The sequence below is a fragment of the Methylotuvimicrobium buryatense genome (assembly GCF_005931095.1).
GTDB classification, from domain to species: Bacteria; Pseudomonadota; Gammaproteobacteria; order Methylococcales; family Methylomonadaceae; genus Methylotuvimicrobium; species Methylotuvimicrobium buryatense.
The window spans coordinates 687,217-706,776 of the sequence record NZ_CP035467.1 but is presented as its reverse complement, the minus strand read 5'-3'; the positions used below and the strand labels follow the sequence as shown (position 1 = coordinate 706,776).

Below are 19,560 nucleotides of genomic sequence, written 5' to 3'. Positions count from 1 at the left end.
ATTAGTATTTTGAGAAAACGGTAGAAGTTAGCTTGGACACTGCAGCCCGCTGCATTACATTTTATGCGTAACGACTGAGAGCCCGGCTTGGCGGTATTGTTGATAGCGTATTCGACCGGGGCCTTTACTTTCTTCGCTATCGTCCAATATTTCTAGGATGCGTTCGCTATTTATCCAATTATCCGGAATGCGTGTCGACAGATTGATAACTACATCGCGCCAATCGTCGGGCACGCCAAGATGCCCGATCAGGACGGCATTGGCCTTATCGGGCACCATGCCATCGTATAACTGATGCGGCACAAAGCTGCCGGGTCTGAATGTCCAAAGCAGGTCGTCAAGCATCGCGCTTTGCTGGGGGTCTTCGGTCAATAAGTAGCAAAGCCTCCCGCTACGATAGGCTTTTTCGGTCAGTTTACAAGCGAATAACTGCCTATCGCGTTCGGACCGGGACGCTAAGATGTAAAAACCGATATCGGGCATTTACGCTCCGGTTACGGCTCGGCATCGGTCCAACAGATATTGCGCCAGCAAAGGCACAGGACGTCCGGTCGCTCCTTTGGTTAGCCCTGTGCGCCAAGCCGTGCCGGCGATATCAAGATGCGCCCAGCGGAAGTTTTCGGCAAACTTCGATAAAAAGCAGGCGGCAGTAATCGTGCCGGCATCCTTGCCGCCGATATTAGCCATATCGGCGAAGTTGGATTTCAGCAATTCTTGATACTCTTCCCAAAGCGGCAAGCGCCAAACGCTGTCGCTCGCCGTCTCGCCGGCTTTAACCAGATCGTTACAGAGCGCATCGTCATTGCCGAACAAACCGCTCGGTACGCGCCCTAAAGCGACAATGCAAGCCCCGGTCAGAGTTGCCATATCGATGACCGTATCCGGGTCGAATTTTTGCGCATACGTTAACGTGTCGCAAAGGAGCAGACGCCCCTCCGCATCAGTATTGAGTATTTCGATCGTTTTACCAGACATACTCGTCACAATGTCGCCCGGTTTGTTTGCATCGCCGTCCGGTAAATTTTCCGAGGAGGGAACCAAGCCTACGATATTCAACGGCAACTGCATTTCCGCGGCGGCCTGCAAGGTTGCTAGAACGCTCGCGCCTCCGCACATATCGTATTTCATTTCATCCATGCCGAGCCCCGGTTTCAACGAAATCCCGCCGGCATCGAAGGTCAAGCCTTTTCCTATTAACACGATCGGTTTTCCGTGTTTTTCGCCGCCCTGATAATTGAGCACGATTAACTTGGCCGGCTGACGACTCCCCCGAGACACGGACAACAATGCCCCCATGCCCAACTTTTCCATATCCGCTTCTTCCAATATTTCCACGCTCATCGAAGCAAATCGTTCGGCAATGCTTTGCGCTTGCTCGGCCAGATAAGTCGGCGTGCAAATATTTCCCGGCAAATCCGCTAGTTGTTTAGCCAATGAAACACCGCCGGCAATGGCTTGTCCTTGTTTTAAACCGGATTGGGCCTCAGCTTGTTGATTCTCGGAAACCACAATACTGATACGATCGGTTTTAAATTCGTTCTCGATAACCGTCTTGCAATGCTTGAATTGATATAAGGCATCGTCGAAAACTTCGATAATCTGACGCGTTTTCCAAGCCAAGTCTCTATCTTTGACATCGATTTCGACCAGCGTGCAGGCCGCCGATTTCAATCCCGAATCACGGATGGTTTTTATCGCGGCGGCCAGCGCATTACGATAATTCTTACCGTTCATTTCATCGGGCTTGCCAAGGCCGACCAACAGCACGCGCGCGAAAGAAGTATCCGGCAACCAGTTAATCAACGCGGTTTCGCCAATTTTTCCTTTGCAATCGCCTCGCTCGATGAATCGGCTGATCAGGCTTTGCGAGCACTCGTTTATATAAGACGCAGAAGGGGTAAGTGCTAGATTTTCATAAAGACCGACAATAACACAATCGGTTTGCAGCTTGTCTAACGGAAGGCTTTCTATAGAATAGTCCATAATGTGCGGTGTCTAGATTTAAGTGTCATAATTTTAATCCATAAGCTTAAAGCAGTTGAGAGCGCTTTCGAGCATATTTCGGTAATAATGGATTATACAGCAAGCAATTTTTCTACAAAGTGGAAAATGGCCTGAGTTACAAGGGTTTTGCCTATCTGCGTAAGAGTAGGTTTCGACCGGTATTTAGATATTTTTTGGAGCGGTTTTTTTGAATACAGATTGGAATAATGGATACAAGTCGCGTCATAGACCGATAATCACGGTATTGGACAAAATGATCGTGGCCGATTTAACGCGGACATTAACGGCGGTACTGTCGGTTATCGTGGTGATCATTGTCAGTCGACGTTTCATCAGAATACTTGAAAAGGCAATCGAAGGAGCCATTTCGAACAAAACGCTGCTGAATATTCTTGGCTTAAAAATGATCGAGGCCTCGATTGCCTTTTTACCGGCCGCTTTTTTTATGGCGGTATTGATGGTGGTTGGGCGGATGTACCGAGACCAGGAAATGTCGGCGATATTTTCCGCCGGCGGCGGAGCCGGATCTATTTATCGTTCGGTATTTATCATGGCATTTCCGCTTGCTGTGATCGCGACCGGCTTGTCTATGTATGTGGGACCCTGGGCCGAAACCCTCACTAAGGAAATGATGTTCGAGGACGAAAAATCGGCCGATATAAGAGGCATAGCTGCAGGACGTTTCAGCGAGTACCAACATGGCGACCTGGTTTTTTATGTCGAACAAATCGGCGACGACGACAAAATGCAGCAAGTTTTCGTGCAGCACCGAAAAGCCGGACAGACCGCCATCATCGGCTCAGAAACAGGGCGCTTCGATAACCTGGAAGGCGGACTGTATCTGATTCTGGAGCGGGGCCGAAGAGTCTTAGGAAAGCCTGGAGAAGCCAACTATACGATAGAAGAATTCGCCGAATATGCGGTCAGGTTGGAAGAAAGAAACCGTGCGCTTGTGCTAGACCTAGAAGCCATTCCGACCAAGGAACTGTGGAGAACCAAAGCCCCTAGTGAGTTGGCCGAATTACACCGGCGACTCAGCATACCTACCGGCATTGTTTTTTTAGCGCTTCTTGCGGTGCCTTTGGCACAAATCTCCCCGAGGGGCGGCGTTTACGGCAATATGTTCGTGGCATTTTTAATATATTTCAGTTACGGCAACCTAACTCGCATCAATCATAGTTGGCTGGTCAAAGAAAAAATACCGTTATGGTTCGGTGGAATTTGGGTCGATTTAGTCTTATCAATACTAGCTATTGCACTACTGGTTAGACTTTATAGTTGGCGTTATGTCCTTATCAAATTTCAGGAAAAGGTAAAATTGTGAATGTATTGACCGGCTATATCGTCAGAGAAGTATTGAAGGGTTCTTTCATCGCACTGATCTTGCTACTGACGCTATTTAATTTATTTACTTTTACCGACGAATTAAAATCCTTGGGCAAAGGCAGCTATGGGTTACAGGAGATTTTTAAGTATCTTGCGCTAACCAGCCCAAGAGTTCTCTACGAATTGATCCCCTCTTCGGCCTTATTGGGCAGCTTGTTTGTGTTAGGCGCGATGGGCAATAACCGCGAATTGATCGCGATGCGGGCATCCGGCGTTTCAGTGCTTGGCATCGTCAGATCGGTCATGCTGGCGGGTGCTATCCTGGCGGTTTTTGCCGTGGCGGTCGGCGAGTTTATCGCTCCTGCTTCCGAACGAAATGCACGCATACTGAAAATGAGCGCCCTAAACAGAGACTTCATCGTACAAAGCCGATACGGCTTATGGTTACGCGAAGGATCGAAATTCATCAATGTCCGCGAAATCAAGGATAATGGCGATCTTAGCGAAATCCATATTTACGACCTGGACGAACGGAATTTTTTGCAAACGGCCATAACTGCAAATAAAGCAGTTTTTCAACAAGATAAGCAATGGCTATTGAAGAACATCGAGCAAAGCAGCATTTCCACAGAACAAGTTTCGACAGCGCAAGTCGAAAGCCGTTCATGGAAGTCCTCGATCGATCCCAAGTTGTTAAATGTCGTCGTCGTTAAACCTGAGAATCTATCCCTATATGACCTTGCGCTTTATATCGATTTTTTAAAGGGTAATAAACAAAAATCCGAAACATTCGAATTAGCGTTTTGGGGTCGAGTCGTGAATCCGTTTGTGACTTTCGTGATGCTGCTGGTAGCAACGCCGTTTGTCATAGGCGTCAGGCGCGGCGTCAGCACCGGCAGTCGAATGATGATCGGTATTATTATCGGCATGAGTTTCAATATCATCGATAAAATTACCGGTCATGTAAGCTTGATCTACCATTTAAACCCGGCACTCATGTCGGTATTACCGAGTGCCGTAGTGTTTTCATTGGCGCTGTATGCGGTCAGAAAGGTAAGATAATGCGCTTTGGTCAAACGCAATCCTTACTGTGAAAGTTCGTAGATATAGACCCTTTATCTAATTTTTCGATATACGGCGCTCGACAGAGCGAATGCCGGTTCCGGAGAGGGTGCGGTTGCTCGACCGACAGGCGTCGGCGGCAGGGAAAGCCGCCGTCGAGCCTACAGGGATGTATTCACGGCGTCCTGTCGGGCGAGTGGCCGTACCCTCCCCACCAGAGAACTTTCATTTGCCGGGGCGATGGCCAGGCCTTCATGAACGTTAAGTTAAGGCTTCGGGGCGAAAAAAACCGCCGTTCGCGACAACCGGTCGTGCCATGCCCGGTTGTCTCTATCAAATATCACCCAAATATAACCCAACCCTAAAACACTCCAGGACAGTATTGCGCCAATGAATCGGATCGATGCCTGCGTCCAGGTGATGGGTTGACGGTCTTCGGCAAGGATTTTGAGCTTCCAGGCTTTAAGACCCAAGGTTTGCCCGCCATGCGTCCAAAACCAGCCGTAAAAAAAATAGCTAATCAGGACTAGATAGGCGTGAAAATAGAGATTATCCGAAGCGAATGCTTCGCCATGATTGAAAAGAAGACCTACGGCAGTAGCCGCAAAAAGAACCGCCAGTAAAAGCAAACCATCGTAAAGCAGCGCCGCGATGCGGCGAAAAAAACCGGCTGGACTTATCTCGGTGCAGCCGGTTTTTTGGACTGTGTCGCCGAAAATAACGTTATTCCTTGAACAGCGCTAGTTTTTGACCGAAATACATACTCATTGCAGTTAACGCACCGAGCATTAACAATGAAAATATAAAAGGCGGTCTGTGAAACAGCAAAATTGTCAAGTCCGTTACAAAAAGGCTGGTTAATAAAGGCCTGTCGATTAAGCCGCTGATGATCTTTTTGAACATGAAATACCTCAATGCTGTTTAAGTTTTGTGAACAAGAACTGTTTGTCTGGAAAAAGCGCCAATCCTAGTATTGCCGTTGTATTTACAACAAAATACTAACGCAACTCATTGTTGGTCGAAATTCTACTATATTCAAAAGGGGAAAGTAAAAAGAATCGTGTCGATTGAGCTTGAATTGCTTCAAATGATATGATTACGCCATAGATCTGTTTTCGTTCGGAAACGGCGAACAGTCTTCATAATAAAACACATAAAAACATGCCAGCAATTCCCAATTTGGGGATCAAAAAGGGTGTGGGGTATGCTTGGCGAGGATGTCGGCAGCAGGGGCAGATTTTTGCTCCTGTAAAATCTGCATTCACGCCATCCTTGGCGCTTAGCTGCCGCCAAGCCCCCATGGATGGGTTTTCGGCGTTCCTCGACAGACATACCTCACACCCTAAGATCGGCGAAAATGCTCAAACTGGGAATTGCTGAGAACATGCACTAACAGGACGACGGTTCCCGTAAAAAGTTAACTCGTTATAAGCTACCAAGGACAAAGGCCATTTTAAACTTTTTTAAAAAAATCATTTCCTCGAGCACCGGGACTCCATCAATACCGGCGAAGGATGACAATCCTTCACATCCGGAAGTACCCAGGATTTATTCTCGTTCCGAGCACAATATCTCAAGATCGCAAATCAGCGAGAATGCCTTGAAAGTGCTATACCGACTCAAAAAGTCCGGCTTCGAAGCTTATCTGGTTGGCGGTTGTGTACGAGACCTATTATTAGGCCGTGAGCCTAAGGACTTCGATGTTGTAACCGACGCCCATCCCGACCAAGTGCGTAAAATTTTCCGCAACTGCCGACTGATCGGCCGACGCTTTCGCTTGGCCCATGTGCATTTCGGGCGAGAAATCATTGAAGTTGCAACATTTCGAGGCAATGCCGGAGATGTACCGGACGACGACCTATTACTCAACGATGAAGGCAGATTGTTACGCGATAATATCTACGGCACGATTGAGGAGGATGTCTGGCGACGCGACTTTACGGTCAATTCGCTCTATTACAATATTCGGGATTTTTCGGTCACCGATTACGTCGGCGGCATGGCCGATCATACCACCGGGACGTTGCGCTTAATCGGCGACCCTGAAACCCGCTATCGGGAAGACCCGGTACGCATGTTAAGAGCGATTCGGTTTGCCGTTAAACTCGGCTTTACCTTGCATCGTGACTGTGAAAAGCCGATAGCCGACCTTGCCGAGCTTCTTTATAACATTCCTCCCGCTCGTTTATTCGACGAGTCAATGAAGCTTTTTCTATCAGGCCATGCCTTACAAACTTTTGAAATGCTTCGTCATTACGGCTTATTTCAAATCTTGTTCCCAGCGGTCGAACGCAGCTTGTCCGTCGAAGATCAAGGTTTTCCAAGGCTCTTTCTAATCAGAGCATTGGAAAACTCCGACGCCCGAGTCGCCGAAGGCAAAACCGTTACCGCCTACTTTTTATTTGCGGCATTTTTATGGGACGCGGTAAAAACGTATGCCGAAGAGCAAATGGAAAAAGGCGTTCCGGAAAATATCGCCTTTCAAGTCGCCGCCAACGAACTGATTGCCGAGCAAGTTAAGCGCGTTTCGTTACCGCGCCAGATTAGCTTAGCCATGCGCGAAGTATGGAGTCTACAGCCCAGATTTGCACGCAGACAAGGCTCAAGACCCTATCGCTTGTTAAGCCATCCAAGATTCAGAGCGGCTTACGATTTTTTATTGTTGCGCATTGAAACAGAAGGCGTAAACCCTGAGCTCGGCGAATGGTGGACTCAATTTCAAGCTGCCGGCGAAGCCGAACAAAAAAGAATGACACAGTCGGCACAAAAATCGGAGCGCAAACCGCTTAAGCGTCGACGACCTCGATCCAATAAACCGCGTAACGCCGACACCACCAAAGACTAAGATTTTTAGCCACTATGACCAATAACAACGACTTCGTAACGGCCTTTATCGGTCTGGGCAGCAATCTCGACCATCCTGCCGAGCAACTAATGACCGCTAGACAAACCATCGCGGCATTACCGAATATAAAGGAAACCGGCTTTTCGAGCCTTTACCGTAACCCGCCGATGGGCCCCCAGGATCAACCCGATTATGTCAACGCGGCGATGGCAATTGAAACAACATTGCCGGCCATCGATTTACTTCGCCAATTACAAGCCGTGGAACAGTCTCAAGGACGAACTCGAACAGGCAAACGCTGGGGAGCTAGAACACTGGATCTTGACCTTTTGCTTTATGGGGACCGGCAAATTGAAGTTCCCGACCTAACCGTTCCTCATATCGGTATCGCCGAACGCGCTTTTGTTTTATATCCCTTATATGAAATCGCGCCGGATCTATCGATTCCGGGACTCGGTAAACTGACCGATTTAGTCGCGAAATGCCCCAAAAACGACCTACATCGATTATCCTAAGTGAATAACTATTCTTCCGCTTCTCTAACCAAACCATTGACTATCACCGACCTTCAGTCGATGAAGCAGCGCGGCGAAAAAATCAGTTGCTTGACTGCTTACGATGCCAGCTTCAGCGCGCTGCTCGATAAAGCCGGCATCGATATCCTCCTGGTCGGAGACTCGTTGGGCATGGTCATACAAGGCCAATCGACGACAGTTCCGACCAGCATCGAAGACATGGTTTATCATGCCGCTTGCGTGGTTCGCGGTCGACAGCGGGCGTTCGTGATAGCCGATATGCCTTTTATGAGCTACGCCGGCAAGGAACAAGCAGCCGAAAACGCCGCTCGCTTAATGCAAACCGGCGGCGTGCAAATGGTCAAATTGGAGGGCCCGAAAATCGAACTGATCGAATTTTTATCCGAGAACGGAGTCCCCGTCTGCGGGCATTTGGGCTTGCTTCCGCAATCGATCAATCGCCTAGGCGGCTACAAAATACAAGGGCGCGAACGATCCGCGGCCGATCAAATGATCGCCGATGCCTGCCGCCTGGAAAAAGCCGGTGCGGCATTATTGGTGCTCGAATGCGTCCCGGCGATCCTGGCCGAAGAAATCGCCCGGCAACTGACGATTCCGGTAATCGGTATCGGCGCCGGAGCCGATTGCGACGGACAAGTCCTGGTACTTTACGATATTTTAGATATCGGCATCGCCAAGCGGCCTCGTTTTTCTAAAAACTTCATGCAAGATGCCTCCAGCATCGAAATGGCCATAAAAAATTTTCATGAAGCCGTCAAGCAAGGCACCTTTCCAAGCGAAGAGCACAGCTTCCAATGAGCCTGTCGACAGTCACAACAATCGAAGCATTACGCGACACACTAAAACCGTGGCGAAAAGCCGGCAACTCCGTGGCCTTTGTACCGACGATGGGCAATTTACACGATGGGCATTTACAATTGGTTGAAAAAGCCAAGGAATGCGCAGATAAGGTGGTAGTCAGCCTTTTTGTCAATCCGACGCAATTCGGTGTCGGCGAGGATTTTGACCACTATCCCAGAACCGAATCGGAAGACGCTAAAAAACTTGATGCCATCGGCACCGACCTGCTTTTTTTGCCTTCGGTCTCGGAAATTTATCCTATAAATCACAGAACTTCGATCTCCGTATCCGGGTTATCGGACTTACATTGCGGTAAAACAAGAGTCGGCCACTTCGACGGCGTCGCGACTATCGTTTGCAAGCTATTCAACATCGTGCAACCGGATCTGGCATTCTTCGGCGAAAAGGATTTTCAACAACTGACCTTAATCCGAGCATTGGTTAGAGACCTGAACATTCCGGTCGAAATTCGCGGCATCGAAACGGTTAGAGAAGACGACGGCTTGGCAATGAGTTCGCGCAACGGCTACCTATCAGCGGATGAAAGACTTGCCGCTCCTGCCCTTTATCGTTCATTATGCCAGGCGCGCGATCGGATTTTAGCGGGCGAACAAAACTACCCAGCACTGGAAAAAAGGGCTATGCTGTCATTGCGGGAAGCCGGCTTACAACCCGAGTATTTTTCGGTATGCCGCCAGTCGAGTTTAATGCCGGCCAGTACTAATGACATGGAGTTGGTGATACTTGCGGCAGCAAGACTGGGAAAAACCCGCCTGATCGATAATGTTTATTTTTCAAAAACGCCATTATGACCGCGGGCAATCTTCAAGCGATATTTTTATACTTCGCGCGGCCACATTTTCGGCTTTTATGGCAATGCTATTTTGTTCGGTAGCAAGGCGCGAAAACAGGCGCATAGCAAGCTATGTAACTGTTTTCGCAACGTAGGTACCGGACAAAAGAGCGCGTTAAAAAACCGAAAATGTGGCCGCGCGAAGTATAAGTTGAAGAGCACTCTCTATTAAGAGATAATGCCCGGTTTCTAAAAGAATTTATCTTGTAAATAGTATGCAAACTACAATGCTTAAAGCCAAGCTACACAGAGCGACCGTAACCTACTCCGAATTAGGTTACGAAGGTTCTTGCGCGATCGATAGCGATATTTTGGATCGAGCCGGCATTAGGGAGTATGAGCAGATTCAAATCTACAATATCAACAACGGCGAGCGCTTTACAACCTACGCAATCAAAGCGGAGGCCGGATCGCGCATTTTCTCGGTTAATGGTGCGGCGGCTCGTTTAGCCTGTCCAGGCGACATCATCATCGTTTGCGCCTATGCCATCCTGGACCAGCAAGAGCTAGCTGATTACAAGCCAACCTTGCTCTATTTCAACGATAAAAACGAAATTATTCGTTCCAGTCACATCATTCCTATTCAGTCGGCTTAAGTTTTTAGCCCTCGCCATCCGGCCGCCCCTATTAGGGCGCGACCGGACAAGACAACCCCGCAGCATAGCGTTGAACACTTCAAATGATTCTCTTTACCCTCCAACATTTCGCGCGAATGAAAATTCGATCATAGGCACAAATTATTGAAGTTGCTTTATCTTAAAAAGAGCAACTGGCATATGCTGTAAACCGTTCGTGCTAAGCTAAGTCGAAGCATGAAGGATCTACAACACTTTCACCAAATTAGTAAAGCCTCAAACCATCCTTTTTAGGTTTATAGCGACAGGTTAAAGCCTTATCTAGGCTTCCGAAAAGTCGATTTCATGATTTTTTTCGGTCAATGTGATAATTTGCTCGACCTGAACCAATACTTTTTGAATACCTTTTCTCGAATTGACATTGATCAGAATCGGCGATTTGATCGAACCTTTGATAGTAGGCTTACCCGACTCTTCGTCATTCTCGTCGGTGTGCAATAGAATCAATACCGCCAATTCGTCCGGATTACTCAACTCAAGCAAGGCTTGCTCTTCGTCAGTCAAAATAAAACTGTAATTGATATTGAAGTCGACAGGATTAGCCGCGGAAAACGTCAAATCTTCGTCATCGACGGATTGCAGCCAAAAAATAATCGGATTATCTTCCTGATGGAAAAGCTTAAACCGGGTTTGATCTTCAAAACCGGGAATGCCTTTGGGAAAAACAATGATAGTATCGGGATCGACGCGTTGTTCGCCGAGAAATTTTGATTTGATTTCCATGATTATTGCCTGTTGAATTTAAAATAGCTTTTTAAGTATAGACCGCTCTGTCGATTAACCGGTAATAAACGAAAACATCGCAGCAATTCCGAACCTAAAGATAAAAAAGGGTACGGGGTGTGCTTGGCGAGGATGTCGGCGACGGGACAGATTCTTGCTCCTCGGCAATTGCTGAGTTACATTGCTGTAATGAATGCAGAAAATGCAGGAGCATTTTTCTGCCCTGCATTGCCCTAATACACGCCATCCACTGGCGCTTAGTTGCCGCCCCCACAGGGAGGGTTTACGGCGTTCCTCGACAAACATACCCCGCACCCTGAATACGGCAAAATTTCTCAAACTGGGAATTGCCGAAAACTTCGCGCCTTTATTTTTGATAGTTTTCGTAATAGTCTTTTTGAGCATCATAAATAAAGCTGTCGGTTCCGTCGCGGATGCCATACATTAAATCATAAACGCCTCGCTCGGTATCCCTGATAAATGTATGGATATTGCTAAAAAACCCGACCGCCTGCTCCCGATCAGGCAAACTGCCTGCAGACTCGCCCCGATGATTACCGGTACAGCCGGAATTGACCGCGCTTAGCAAAATCATTATCAATCCGATTATGGGTTTCATACAATTCTCCGACAGTTTGTTATTACCAAGCAATAACAAAGCCAAATAAAAACAAACCTTATAACCTATTGATAAAAATAATAATCCTCATCACAAACAGAAAGAACGCCAACTTTTCGTCATCTGACTATCCCCGCTTTTTCTTTTTAGCTCCCGTCCGATACCGGCTGACGCCACCCCAAATGAGGCGCCGAACAGGTAAGGATTTGGTTATAAATAACTTCCCTATTATTTGATTTAGGGTAGGCGGGTTCGGTAACTCGATTGACAGGTGTCGGCGGCAGGGAAAGCCGCCGTCAAGCCTACAAGGATGTATTTACGGCGCCCTGTCAAGCGAGTTACCGAACCAGCCAGAAATCCCATGATTTCAATAAGTTATTTGTCACGAAATCCTAAATTAGGACCGCTAAAAATCATCAATGCGATGAGAGCCAAGATCCAGCTTAATTCGTAGCGAACCACTTGCTGTTGACGAAGATCGACGGCCCGCAATGCCCGGCTAAGCTGCTCCGGCGTTTCCAGATGATGATAGTGCAGGCCTGTAATTCCCGCCAAGCGCTGCAGAACCTGTTCTTGAACCGACGTCAAATACTCTCCCGATGAAACCTGCCCTTTGCGAATACGCCTATCTGCTTCATCGACTTGCCAATAGCCGGTTTGAATATTGTTTTGGTCGTATTTAGGAATCGGAACCGGCAATAGATTACCGACCCCGACCAACAAGCCTCTAACCTTGCCTCTCTCAAGCAGAAATCTCGGCTCTTTGACAGACTCAGGCGTTTGCTGCCCATCGGTAAAAAAAACCAGGCTGGGACTCGAGTCGATTTTTGCGGCTTCGCGAAGACTCGTATATAAGCCCCTAGCGATATGACTATCCGCAGCCCAAGCCATGCGCCAATCGATTTTCATTAAACTTTCTTCAATGACCGAGTAGTGCTCGCACACTTCGAGCGGCTCGAACAACAAAAAACTATTTTTTGTGGTAAACAGACCCAAACCCACATGCGATTGACAAGGCAAAGCCGAAATCACCGTTTTCAGGCTCTCCTTAACAAAGGAAAGACGGTCCGACGGCATGTCGTCGACATGGTAATCGCGCGCATTCATGCTTTGCGTGATATCAATGACAAAAATCAGATTATAGCTGTCCTTGCGAAGCGGAATAGTCGGTTTCAACAAAGCAAGTACCAGCAAGACAGCGGGCAACATCAACAACCAAAGGCGCTTATCCTTAAGCAGCATTAAGGCCCGCCTTCCGGTATACCCGGCATAATCGCATGCACGCTACTTTTATGACCTTGCCAGTCGGCTTTTTCCGCTTCCTTGGCAGGCGGACGAATGCGCAGAGCGAATTCAAGATTGTAGCGCGCCTGCCAATGCTCAGGCTCGACCGCTAATACCTGCTTAAAGGCCTGCTCGGCCAGATCCAGCAAAGTATTGATTTGTCCATATTCCCAAACGCCCTTGGCATTCCATAACTTGGCCGCCTGCTGCAAATAAATAGTGCCCATGTTATATTTAACGTCGACACGAAAATCGGTATCGACAAGCGGCTCTATTTGTAAATAAAGCCGCAAGGCTTGTTGAAAATCCCCTTCCCTATTGAGTTCAACGGCTTTGGCAAAAATCACTTCGGGCGGCAAATTGTCGCCGGCAAGGGCAATCGTGTCAGGTTGTCGAATCATCGCATTGAACTTCATCAGCTGTTGCAATTCAGTGAGTTCGCGCACAGACCATGCCGCTAACACAAGCAACAGCAACCAAGCACCTACCGGGTGATAGGAATTCCAAAGCGTTATTTTTTTCGGCCGTTTAAATATCTGCATCATTTGCTTGTCAATTCGATATCGGCGGTATGCATATCGTAGATCAAAATTCGGCACAGGGGTGCCCGTCAAAGGACGCCGTGAATACGTCCATGTAGATACTCTATGCCAGCTCCATGCTGGCAAAGCCTTTGCGAGCGCCACGGATGGCGTGTATTAGGGCAATGCAGGAGCAATTGCCGAGGAGCAAAATCGACCGAACACCCCGGCGCCTCCTTAGGCACTGCCGAAATTTGAAGTGCGAAAGGTATACCTTTTTTTCGGCATTCTACTGTACATTTAGGGTTTGAAAAACCGCTAAATCGGCGGACCGTCAAAAGCCTGGCAAAGACTCGCGGAAATCTAATATACCGCGGAGTTTGTCAGCAACTTACCGGCTAAGTTAAACTGATGCCGTTTACCCATGCGGAGTCGCTGTTCATGTCAGGTTTCTTCAGAAAATTACTCGGATTCGTGTTGCTGCTGACAACAATAGGCTTGGCAACGTGTCAATCGATGCTGAAAGCCGAACCGCTATTCGATCAACTGATGCTGTCGCAGTCCAAACAATGACGCAAAGCCAAAACTTTCGAAAGCCCAAGCGCTTTACCTCGGACTCCTTGCAAAAATATTCACCAAGGGGCTTGCTGCTCTATTTTTTGCCGATCGCACTGCTGCCGGCAGTCGTGATTGCGCTGGCCAAAGGCAATTTGACCGCGATCCTCGTTAACGCCACGGCTTATACCTTGTATCTATTCTCGGCCTGGTGCTTGCGCAAAGGATTTCAAGCCGAAGCGCGCCTTCGACAAAGACCGATGACCCCTCCGACGAAGTATCCATTAAAATTGCTTGCCGCTATCATTACAGCATTGACGACAGGCATGATTGCCTGGCTCGGCGCACGGCAAACCTTGCCGGTCGCAGCAGCATACGCAGGGGGAGCGTTTTTGGGCATGTTTTTAAGTTACGGTTTCGACCCCAAAGCCAAAAGCACACAAGGCGCTCAGGGCTATTCGGGCGAAGAACTCGGAAAAGCGCTTGCCGAATCCCACGCCATGATCCGGCGTATCGAGCAAGCCGGCAGTAAAATCCGCAATCACGAATTCAATAACCGCATCGAACGAATCTGCGAAATCGCCGACAACATAATCGCCCAAATCGAAGCCGATCCCCGCGATTTTCGAAGGGCCCGAAAGTTTCTCAATGTCTATCTCGACGGCACGATGCAAGTTACCGAAGGTTATGCCAAAACGCATAGTCAACTCCAACTCGGCCAACTAGAACCCGCCCAATTGGAACAAAGCTTTCGCAATGTTCTCGAAACGATCGAAACCTCGTTTCTGGAACAACAGCAAAAACTGCTTGAAGACGACATTTTCGATCTCGATGTCAAAATCGAGGTATTGACCGCGCAACTCAAACGGGAAGGCATACTGTAATGCTTTCTGACAACCCAGGTACCCCCCATGACTGATCAACCCTTATCTACAGCGACTGTAACAGAATCGAACGAGCCGATCCCCGGAATATCGACAGACATCATTTCCTATCAAGCCGCCCCGCCGGAAAAACGGGAACAAGTCGAACAATTGCTACAAGAAATCGACATAAACGACACGCATTCGATACTGTTCTTCGGCAGCAAGGCCCAAGAACAACTGACATCGATTTCCGACCGCATGCTCGACGGCGTCAAAAACAAAGACATCGGCCCGGCCGGCAACGACCTCAATGAAATGGTCGCGATCCTGCGTGGCTTCGATGTCGACGATCTCGATCCGAACAAAAAACCGAGTTTTATGGCAAAACTCTTCGGCAAAGCCAAGCCGGTCGTCAAGTTTTTGCAGCAATACGAAGAAGTCCGTAAACAAATCGATACGATCAGCGACAAGCTGGAAAGACATAAAACCGAACTACTCACCGACATCACATCGCTCGACCGGCTCTATCAAGCCAATCTGGAATACTTTCACACGCTCGAGGATTATATCGCCGCCGGCGGAGAACAATTACGCAGGCTCGATGAGGAAATCATTCCGCAGCGGCAACAACAAGCCGAAGCCGGACAAGAAATCATCGCCGCGCAACAACTGCGCGACCTGCGCTCGGCCCGCGACGATCTCGAACGCCGCGTTCACGACCTACGCCTAACCCGCCAGGTTTCGATGCAAAGCCTACCCAGCATCCGCCTGGTACAAGAGAACGATAAAGGCCTAGTCAGCAAAATCAGCTCGACGCTGGTCAACACAGTACCTTTATGGCGTCAACAATTGGCGACGGCCGTCACCATATTCCGCTCGTCTCAAGCCGCGCAGACCGTTAAAGCGGCGACCGATTTGACCAACGACTTACTAACCGCCAACGCCGAAACGCTCAAGCAAGCCAACGCCGAAACGCGCAAACAAATCGAACGCGGCGTATTCGATATTGAAACGATCAAACAAGCCAATCGCACGCTGATCGAGACGATCGAAGAAAGCCTACAAATTGCCGATCAAGGCAAAAAAATGCGCAGCGAAGCGGTCGTTCAACTGCAGGAATGCGAAGATGAACTACGCAAAACGCTCAGCTCTGCTCAGAGCAAGACGGCGAGTTGAGTATTTACACTTGGATTTAGTCATAAATATACCCGTCGTAGATCAAAATTCGGCGCCTGGGTGTCCGCCAAAGGACGCCGTGAATACGTATGTAGGCTCTATGCCAGCACCATGCTGGCAAAGCCTTTGTCGGACACCCAGGCGCCTCCTCTAGCACTGCCCTAATTTGAAATGCGAAAGGTATAACATCGCGGATTCAAGAAGAATGAATACGCAAAGCCCGATTATTATTGACCAGACTGAAAACGGACAACCCTGCATTGAAATCAGGTTCAATAAAAAAACTTTATGGTTAAGCTTATTGCAAATCGCTGAACTGTTTGAACGGGACAAATCGGTAATTTCTCGGCACTTTAAAAACATTTTCGATGCCGGCGAACTCGATAAAATTTCTGTTGGCCGATAACAAAACCCTTTCATCGCATTTTGACCGAAGGCGTCTATGCGTTTTATACCGCCGTCGTCAACAGCGCCTGGGAATTGATCAGCAATTCCCAATTTGGAGATCAAAAAGGGTGTGGGGTATGCTTGGCGAGGATGTCGGCAGCGGGACAGATCTTTGCTCCTGCAAAATCTGCATTCACGCCATCCTTGGCGCTTAGCTGCCGCCAAGCCCCCATGGATGGGTTTACGGCGTTCCTCGACAGGCATACCCCACACCCTAAAATCGGCGAAACTGCTCAAACTGGGAATTGCTGGGGACTTGATACGGCAAGACAAACTACTGGGAACGCCTCGATCGATTGAACGATCTAGGAAAGTATTCGAGCTAAACTAAAAGTGATCGTCAATCGGGCTTTAGCGGCAATACGACTATCAACCGGATATGCAATTATTAGCGACCGAAACGATGTTGAAGCAGGCGTAAATGGTTGCGAATGAGCTGTGCGCGCCTTGATCTATTTTTGAGCATCTGAACATATACCCTCGTAGATCAAAATTCGGCACCAGGTTGCTCGTCAAAGGACGCCTTGAAACGGCTATGTAGACTCTATGCCAGCGCCATGCTGGCAAAGCCTTTGCCGAGCACCCCAGCGCCTCCTAAGGCAATGCCGAAATTTGAAGTACGAAAGCTATAAAAGTGTGGCAACGAACCTGGTTCATGCGGGAAAAGTGTCTATCATTCTCAATAGATCCACTAGAACAAGGTTTCATTTTTGAACATTTCCAACAAGCGCTCAATCTCCCCGGATGCTCCTGCCAAGGAATTAGGCGTTGATTGTTCCCAAAAGTCGAAGCTGCCGTCAAGGCTTTCTATATCTTCATCGCTAACTTTATTAAAGCCCATCGTCCAATCTGAAAAAGCACGCTCTTTAATTTGCTTCTTGTAAATTAACGATACCTTTTGGTGCCTTGAATCTTCTTTAATGCGGTTAAACGAGTCCAGCACGACTTTTTCCTCGCCTTCCAATATTTGAATAAAGAAAGGATCAAGGTGAAGCAACATGCCGGTAATATTTAATTTTTTATTTTTTTCTCTTGATTTTTTTAGCAAGGCTTTCAAGTCTTCATCGGACATTTCCTGACTTGAAACGCTGGTATAAACCAAACAATAAAGCGGCATTAACAATTCTCGCTACAACTTAACGCATCAAACAAGTGGCGAGTTTAACCCAGGAATCTTCTCATTGCCAGGCATTCCCTTATTTAAAGTATGGATTGGTGTCTCAAAATCATTGACATATGCCGCTACCGCCCACGGTCCTCTGTGGGCTTCATACCTTTGTTGCCGAGAAAAGCTCGGCATGCATTCCTATGCTGGAGCGCGGGGGCGAGGAAACTTATACCGAACGCCATCCTTGGCGTTCGCATGTGTTTTCGACGCTTAAACTTCGTGATAGATAGCCGCGCCTTCTTCAAGAAACTCCTTGGATTTTTCTTCCATTCCCAATAAAAGGGCCTCCTCTTCTTTCACTCCTTTTTGAGCCGCGTAGTCGCGCACATCCTGACTGATTTTCATCGAACAAAAATGCGGTCCGCACATCGAACAGAAATGGGCAATCTTGGCCGACTGTTTCGGCAACGTTTCGTCATGGAACTCGCGCGCGCGCTCGGGATCAAGGCCTATGTTGAATTGATCTTCCCAGCGGAATTCGAAGCGGGCTTTCGACATTGCATTGTCGCGTGCTTGAGCGCCCGGATGCCCCTTAGCTAAATCAGCGGCGTGCGCGGCAATTTTGTAAGTCACGATACCTTCGCGGACATCCTGTTTGTTAGGCAAACCCAAATGTTCTTTTTGCGTAACGTAACATAGCATCGCACAACCGTACCAACCAATGTTCGCGGCACCGATCGCCGAGGTAATATGGTCGTAGCCTGGCGCGATATCGGTCGTTAGCGGTCCCAAGGTATAGAATGGGGCTTCATGACAGTCCTCAAGCTGTTTTTCCATATTGATCTTGACCATATGCAACGGCACATGGCCCGGCCCTTCGATCATCGTCTGTACGTCATGCTTCCATGCGACCTTAGTCAATTCGCCCAAGGTTTCCAATTCGGCGAACTGCGCTTCGTCGTTGGCGTCGTAAATCGACCCGGGGCGTAAACCGTCACCTAACGAAAAGGAAACATCGTAGGCTTTCATGATTTCGCAGATTTCCTCGAAGTTGGTATAGAGGAAGCTTTCGGTATGATGTGCCAAGCACCATTTGGCCATGATGGAACCGCCGCGAGACACAATCCCGGTCATACGTTTGGCGGTCAACGGCACATGCTGCAACCGCACGCCGGCATGTATCGTGAAATAATCGACACCTTGCTCGGCTTGCTCTATCAGCGTGTCGCGGTAAATTTCCCAAGTCAGCTCCTCTGCCTTGCCGTCAACTTTTTCCAGTGCCTGGTAAATCGGCACGGTACCGATCGGCACCGGCGAGTTACGCAAGATCCATTCGCGGGTTTCATGGATGTTCTTACCGGTCGACAAATCCATGATCGTGTCGCCGCCCCAGCGAATGCCCCAAAGCATTTTTTCGACCTCTTCCTCTATCGACGAAGTTACCGCCGAATTACCGAGGTTGCCATTGATCTTGACCAGGAAATTGCGTCCAATAATCATCGGCTCCAATTCCGGGTGGTTGATATTGGCTGGAATGATCGCCCGACCGCGCGCCACTTCGTCACGTACGAATTCCGGCGTAATCACATCGGGAATCGATGCACCGAAGGATTGACCTGGATGCTGGTCTTTCCATAGATCGCGCATTTCTTCCATTTTTTGGTTTTCGCGGATTGCGATGTACTCCATCTCCGGCGTAATGATGCCTTTTCTCGCATAATGCATCTGCGACACATTCGCACCGGCCTTGGCTCGTCTTGGCTGACGAATAAGCTCGAAACGCAAATGCGCGGTTTCGGGGTCATTCAATCTCTCATGTCCGAATTTTGATGTCGGGCCTGACAACAACTCGGTATCTCCACGCTCCTCAATCCAAGCGGAACGCACCACCGGCAGGCCTTTTCTTAAATCGACCGAGACCTTAGGGTCGGTATAGACACCTGAAGTATCGTAGACGTAAAGGGGGGTATTTTTTTCAGCGCCGAAATGCGCGGGGGTATCGGATAAAGTAATCTTCCGCATCGGGACTTTAATATCAGGCCGACTGCCTTGTATATACACTTTTTCCGATGCCGGATATGGATCGATTTTGACACTACTGACAGTAGTCGAAGGAATTTCTTGGCGGACTGCGCTCACGCTTTTCTCCTGAAATATTAT

22 protein-coding genes are annotated in these 19,560 nt (G+C 48.4%); 11 read left to right on the top strand and 11 right to left on the bottom strand.

The genetic code is table 11. The annotated features are described in order from the left end of the window. Positions 1 to 54 precede the first annotated feature (54 nt). Both EQU24_RS03335 and EQU24_RS03330 read right to left on the bottom strand, forming a co-directional pair. Positions 55 to 483 carry a DNA polymerase III subunit chi gene (locus tag EQU24_RS03335; RefSeq protein ID WP_017840857.1) on the bottom strand — a complete coding sequence of 143 codons (429 nt, stop codon included), beginning with the start codon at positions 481 to 483 and terminating at the stop codon, positions 55 to 57. After that, positions 484 to 1,983, bottom strand: coding sequence for a leucyl aminopeptidase (locus tag EQU24_RS03330; RefSeq protein ID WP_017840858.1), 1,500 nt, complete (start codon positions 1,981 to 1,983; stop codon positions 484 to 486). It abuts the gene before it with no gap. A gap of 208 nt (positions 1,984 to 2,191) precedes the next feature. Between EQU24_RS03330 and lptF the strand changes: the two genes are divergently transcribed. After that, positions 2,192 to 3,328, top strand: a complete 1,137-nt coding sequence (lptF, locus tag EQU24_RS03325; protein WP_026130184.1) for an LPS export ABC transporter permease LptF — start codon at positions 2,192 to 2,194, stop codon at positions 3,326 to 3,328. Further along, on the top strand, positions 3,325 to 4,392 hold the full coding sequence (lptG, locus tag EQU24_RS03320; protein WP_017840860.1) for an LPS export ABC transporter permease LptG: 1,068 nt from the start codon (positions 3,325 to 3,327) through the stop codon (positions 4,390 to 4,392). Before lptF ends, lptG begins: the two co-directional genes overlap by 4 nt. A 266-nt stretch (positions 4,393 to 4,658) precedes the next feature. Here the strand turns inward: lptG and EQU24_RS03315 are convergent, their stop codons facing one another. Both EQU24_RS03315 and EQU24_RS03310 read right to left on the bottom strand, forming a co-directional pair. Beyond that, positions 4,659 to 5,072, bottom strand: coding sequence for an RDD family protein (locus tag EQU24_RS03315; RefSeq protein WP_051056244.1), 414 nt, complete (start codon positions 5,070 to 5,072; stop codon positions 4,659 to 4,661). 43 nt (positions 5,073 to 5,115) lie between these two features. Continuing rightward, a complete protein-coding gene (locus EQU24_RS03310) occupies positions 5,116 to 5,295 on the bottom strand; it encodes a hypothetical protein (RefSeq protein ID WP_017840862.1) in 180 nt (59 codons plus the stop codon). Between the two features lie 697 nt (positions 5,296 to 5,992). On the opposite strand from EQU24_RS03310, the gene pcnB reads away from it, so the two are divergent. The 5 genes from pcnB to panD all read left to right on the top strand — a co-directional run bounded on the left by pcnB (position 5,993) and on the right by panD (position 10,062). Beyond that, a complete protein-coding gene (gene pcnB / locus EQU24_RS03305) occupies positions 5,993 to 7,237 on the top strand; it encodes a polynucleotide adenylyltransferase PcnB (RefSeq protein ID WP_017840863.1) in 1,245 nt (414 codons plus the stop codon). 14 nt (positions 7,238 to 7,251) lie between these two features. Continuing rightward, positions 7,252 to 7,752 carry a 2-amino-4-hydroxy-6-hydroxymethyldihydropteridine diphosphokinase gene (folK, locus tag EQU24_RS03300; RefSeq protein ID WP_017840864.1) on the top strand — a complete coding sequence of 167 codons (501 nt, stop codon included), beginning with the start codon at positions 7,252 to 7,254 and terminating at the stop codon, positions 7,750 to 7,752. Continuing rightward, complete coding sequence (panB, locus tag EQU24_RS03295; RefSeq protein ID WP_026130187.1) at positions 7,753 to 8,571, top strand: 3-methyl-2-oxobutanoate hydroxymethyltransferase; 819 nt, start codon at positions 7,753 to 7,755, stop codon at positions 8,569 to 8,571. It abuts the gene before it with no gap. A 2-nt stretch (positions 8,572 to 8,573) separates the two neighbouring features. Further along, the gene (gene panC / locus EQU24_RS03290) at positions 8,574 to 9,425 is read left to right on the top strand and encodes a pantoate--beta-alanine ligase (RefSeq protein WP_026130188.1); all 852 of its coding nucleotides are present in this window, start codon (positions 8,574 to 8,576) and stop codon (positions 9,423 to 9,425) included. A gap of 256 nt (positions 9,426 to 9,681) precedes the next feature. Further along, positions 9,682 to 10,062, top strand: a complete 381-nt coding sequence (gene panD, locus EQU24_RS03280; protein ID WP_026130189.1) for an aspartate 1-decarboxylase — start codon at positions 9,682 to 9,684, stop codon at positions 10,060 to 10,062. A gap of 300 nt (positions 10,063 to 10,362) precedes the next feature. On the opposite strand, the gene fliW is transcribed toward panD, so the two are convergent. From fliW to EQU24_RS03260, 5 genes are all read right to left on the bottom strand, one after another. Continuing rightward, complete coding sequence (fliW, locus tag EQU24_RS03275; protein WP_017840868.1) at positions 10,363 to 10,824, bottom strand: flagellar assembly protein FliW; 462 nt, start codon at positions 10,822 to 10,824, stop codon at positions 10,363 to 10,365. A gap of 367 nt (positions 10,825 to 11,191) precedes the next feature. Then, positions 11,192 to 11,443, bottom strand: coding sequence for a hypothetical protein (locus tag EQU24_RS03270; protein WP_017840869.1), 252 nt, complete (start codon positions 11,441 to 11,443; stop codon positions 11,192 to 11,194). Between the two features lie 237 nt (positions 11,444 to 11,680). After that, on the bottom strand, positions 11,681 to 11,806 hold the full coding sequence (locus tag EQU24_RS23205) for a hypothetical protein (RefSeq protein WP_279633406.1): 126 nt from the start codon (positions 11,804 to 11,806) through the stop codon (positions 11,681 to 11,683). A 12-nt stretch (positions 11,807 to 11,818) separates the two neighbouring features. Further along, positions 11,819 to 12,685, bottom strand: coding sequence for a vWA domain-containing protein (locus EQU24_RS03265; RefSeq protein WP_017840870.1), 867 nt, complete (start codon positions 12,683 to 12,685; stop codon positions 11,819 to 11,821). Beyond that, positions 12,685 to 13,272 carry a hypothetical protein gene (locus EQU24_RS03260; protein WP_017840871.1) on the bottom strand — a complete coding sequence of 196 codons (588 nt, stop codon included), beginning with the start codon at positions 13,270 to 13,272 and terminating at the stop codon, positions 12,685 to 12,687. The genes EQU24_RS03265 and EQU24_RS03260 overlap by 1 nt, the downstream gene beginning before the upstream one ends. A 387-nt stretch (positions 13,273 to 13,659) precedes the next feature. On the opposite strand from EQU24_RS03260, the gene EQU24_RS22230 reads away from it, so the two are divergent. The 4 genes from EQU24_RS22230 to EQU24_RS03245 all read left to right on the top strand — a co-directional run bounded on the left by EQU24_RS22230 (position 13,660) and on the right by EQU24_RS03245 (position 16,251). Beyond that, positions 13,660 to 13,821: a hypothetical protein gene (locus EQU24_RS22230; protein WP_017840872.1), complete on the top strand. Its 162-nt coding sequence runs from the start codon at positions 13,660 to 13,662 to the stop codon at positions 13,819 to 13,821. Further along, positions 13,818 to 14,687 (top strand): 5-bromo-4-chloroindolyl phosphate hydrolysis family protein, encoded by an 870-nt coding sequence (locus EQU24_RS03255; RefSeq protein ID WP_017840873.1) that lies wholly within the window; start codon positions 13,818 to 13,820, stop codon positions 14,685 to 14,687. Before EQU24_RS22230 ends, EQU24_RS03255 begins: the two co-directional genes overlap by 4 nt. A gap of 27 nt (positions 14,688 to 14,714) precedes the next feature. Continuing rightward, positions 14,715 to 15,845: a toxic anion resistance protein gene (locus tag EQU24_RS03250; protein WP_017840874.1), complete on the top strand. Its 1,131-nt coding sequence runs from the start codon at positions 14,715 to 14,717 to the stop codon at positions 15,843 to 15,845. Positions 15,846 to 16,050: 205 nt separating this feature from the next. Then, positions 16,051 to 16,251 carry a virulence RhuM family protein gene (locus tag EQU24_RS03245; RefSeq protein ID WP_017840875.1) on the top strand — a complete coding sequence of 67 codons (201 nt, stop codon included), beginning with the start codon at positions 16,051 to 16,053 and terminating at the stop codon, positions 16,249 to 16,251. A 732-nt stretch (positions 16,252 to 16,983) separates the two neighbouring features. On the opposite strand, the gene EQU24_RS03235 is transcribed toward EQU24_RS03245, so the two are convergent. Together EQU24_RS03235 and thiC are read right to left on the bottom strand one after the other, a co-directional pair. Next, positions 16,984 to 17,409, bottom strand: coding sequence for a BLUF domain-containing protein (locus EQU24_RS03235; RefSeq protein WP_017840877.1), 426 nt, complete (start codon positions 17,407 to 17,409; stop codon positions 16,984 to 16,986). 261 nt (positions 17,410 to 17,670) lie between these two features. After that, the gene (thiC, locus tag EQU24_RS03230; RefSeq protein ID WP_017840878.1) at positions 17,671 to 19,539 is read right to left on the bottom strand and encodes a phosphomethylpyrimidine synthase ThiC; all 1,869 of its coding nucleotides are present in this window, start codon (positions 19,537 to 19,539) and stop codon (positions 17,671 to 17,673) included. Positions 19,540 to 19,560 lie beyond the last annotated feature (21 nt).

What these genes read in the sequence shown, in the direction of transcription:
- EQU24_RS03335 (WP_017840857.1), bottom strand. Translation starts at nt 483, where the DNA reads ATGCCCGATATCGGTTTTTACATCTTAGCGTCCCGGTCCGAACGCGAT.
- EQU24_RS03330 (WP_017840858.1), bottom strand. Translation starts at nt 1,983, where the DNA reads ATGGACTATTCTATAGAAAGCCTTCCGTTAGACAAGCTGCAAACCGAT.
- EQU24_RS03310 (WP_017840862.1), bottom strand. Translation starts at nt 5,295, where the DNA reads ATGTTCAAAAAGATCATCAGCGGCTTAATCGACAGGCCTTTATTAACC.
- folK (WP_017840864.1), top strand. Translation starts at nt 7,252, where the DNA reads ATGACCAATAACAACGACTTCGTAACGGCCTTTATCGGTCTGGGCAGC.
- panD (WP_026130189.1), top strand. Translation starts at nt 9,682, where the DNA reads ATGCAAACTACAATGCTTAAAGCCAAGCTACACAGAGCGACCGTAACC.
- fliW (WP_017840868.1), bottom strand. Translation starts at nt 10,824, where the DNA reads ATGGAAATCAAATCAAAATTTCTCGGCGAACAACGCGTCGATCCCGAT.
- EQU24_RS03270 (WP_017840869.1), bottom strand. Translation starts at nt 11,443, where the DNA reads ATGAAACCCATAATCGGATTGATAATGATTTTGCTAAGCGCGGTCAAT.
- EQU24_RS23205 (WP_279633406.1), bottom strand. Translation starts at nt 11,806, where the DNA reads ATGGGATTTCTGGCTGGTTCGGTAACTCGCTTGACAGGGCGCCGTAAA.
- EQU24_RS03265 (WP_017840870.1), bottom strand. Translation starts at nt 12,685, where the DNA reads ATGCTGCTTAAGGATAAGCGCCTTTGGTTGTTGATGTTGCCCGCTGTC.
- EQU24_RS03260 (WP_017840871.1), bottom strand. Translation starts at nt 13,272, where the DNA reads ATGATGCAGATATTTAAACGGCCGAAAAAAATAACGCTTTGGAATTCC.
- EQU24_RS22230 (WP_017840872.1), top strand. Translation starts at nt 13,660, where the DNA reads ATGCCGTTTACCCATGCGGAGTCGCTGTTCATGTCAGGTTTCTTCAGA.
- EQU24_RS03255 (WP_017840873.1), top strand. Translation starts at nt 13,818, where the DNA reads ATGACGCAAAGCCAAAACTTTCGAAAGCCCAAGCGCTTTACCTCGGAC.
- EQU24_RS03250 (WP_017840874.1), top strand. Translation starts at nt 14,715, where the DNA reads ATGACTGATCAACCCTTATCTACAGCGACTGTAACAGAATCGAACGAG.
- EQU24_RS03245 (WP_017840875.1), top strand. Translation starts at nt 16,051, where the DNA reads ATGAATACGCAAAGCCCGATTATTATTGACCAGACTGAAAACGGACAA.
- EQU24_RS03235 (WP_017840877.1), bottom strand. Translation starts at nt 17,409, where the DNA reads ATGCCGCTTTATTGTTTGGTTTATACCAGCGTTTCAAGTCAGGAAATG.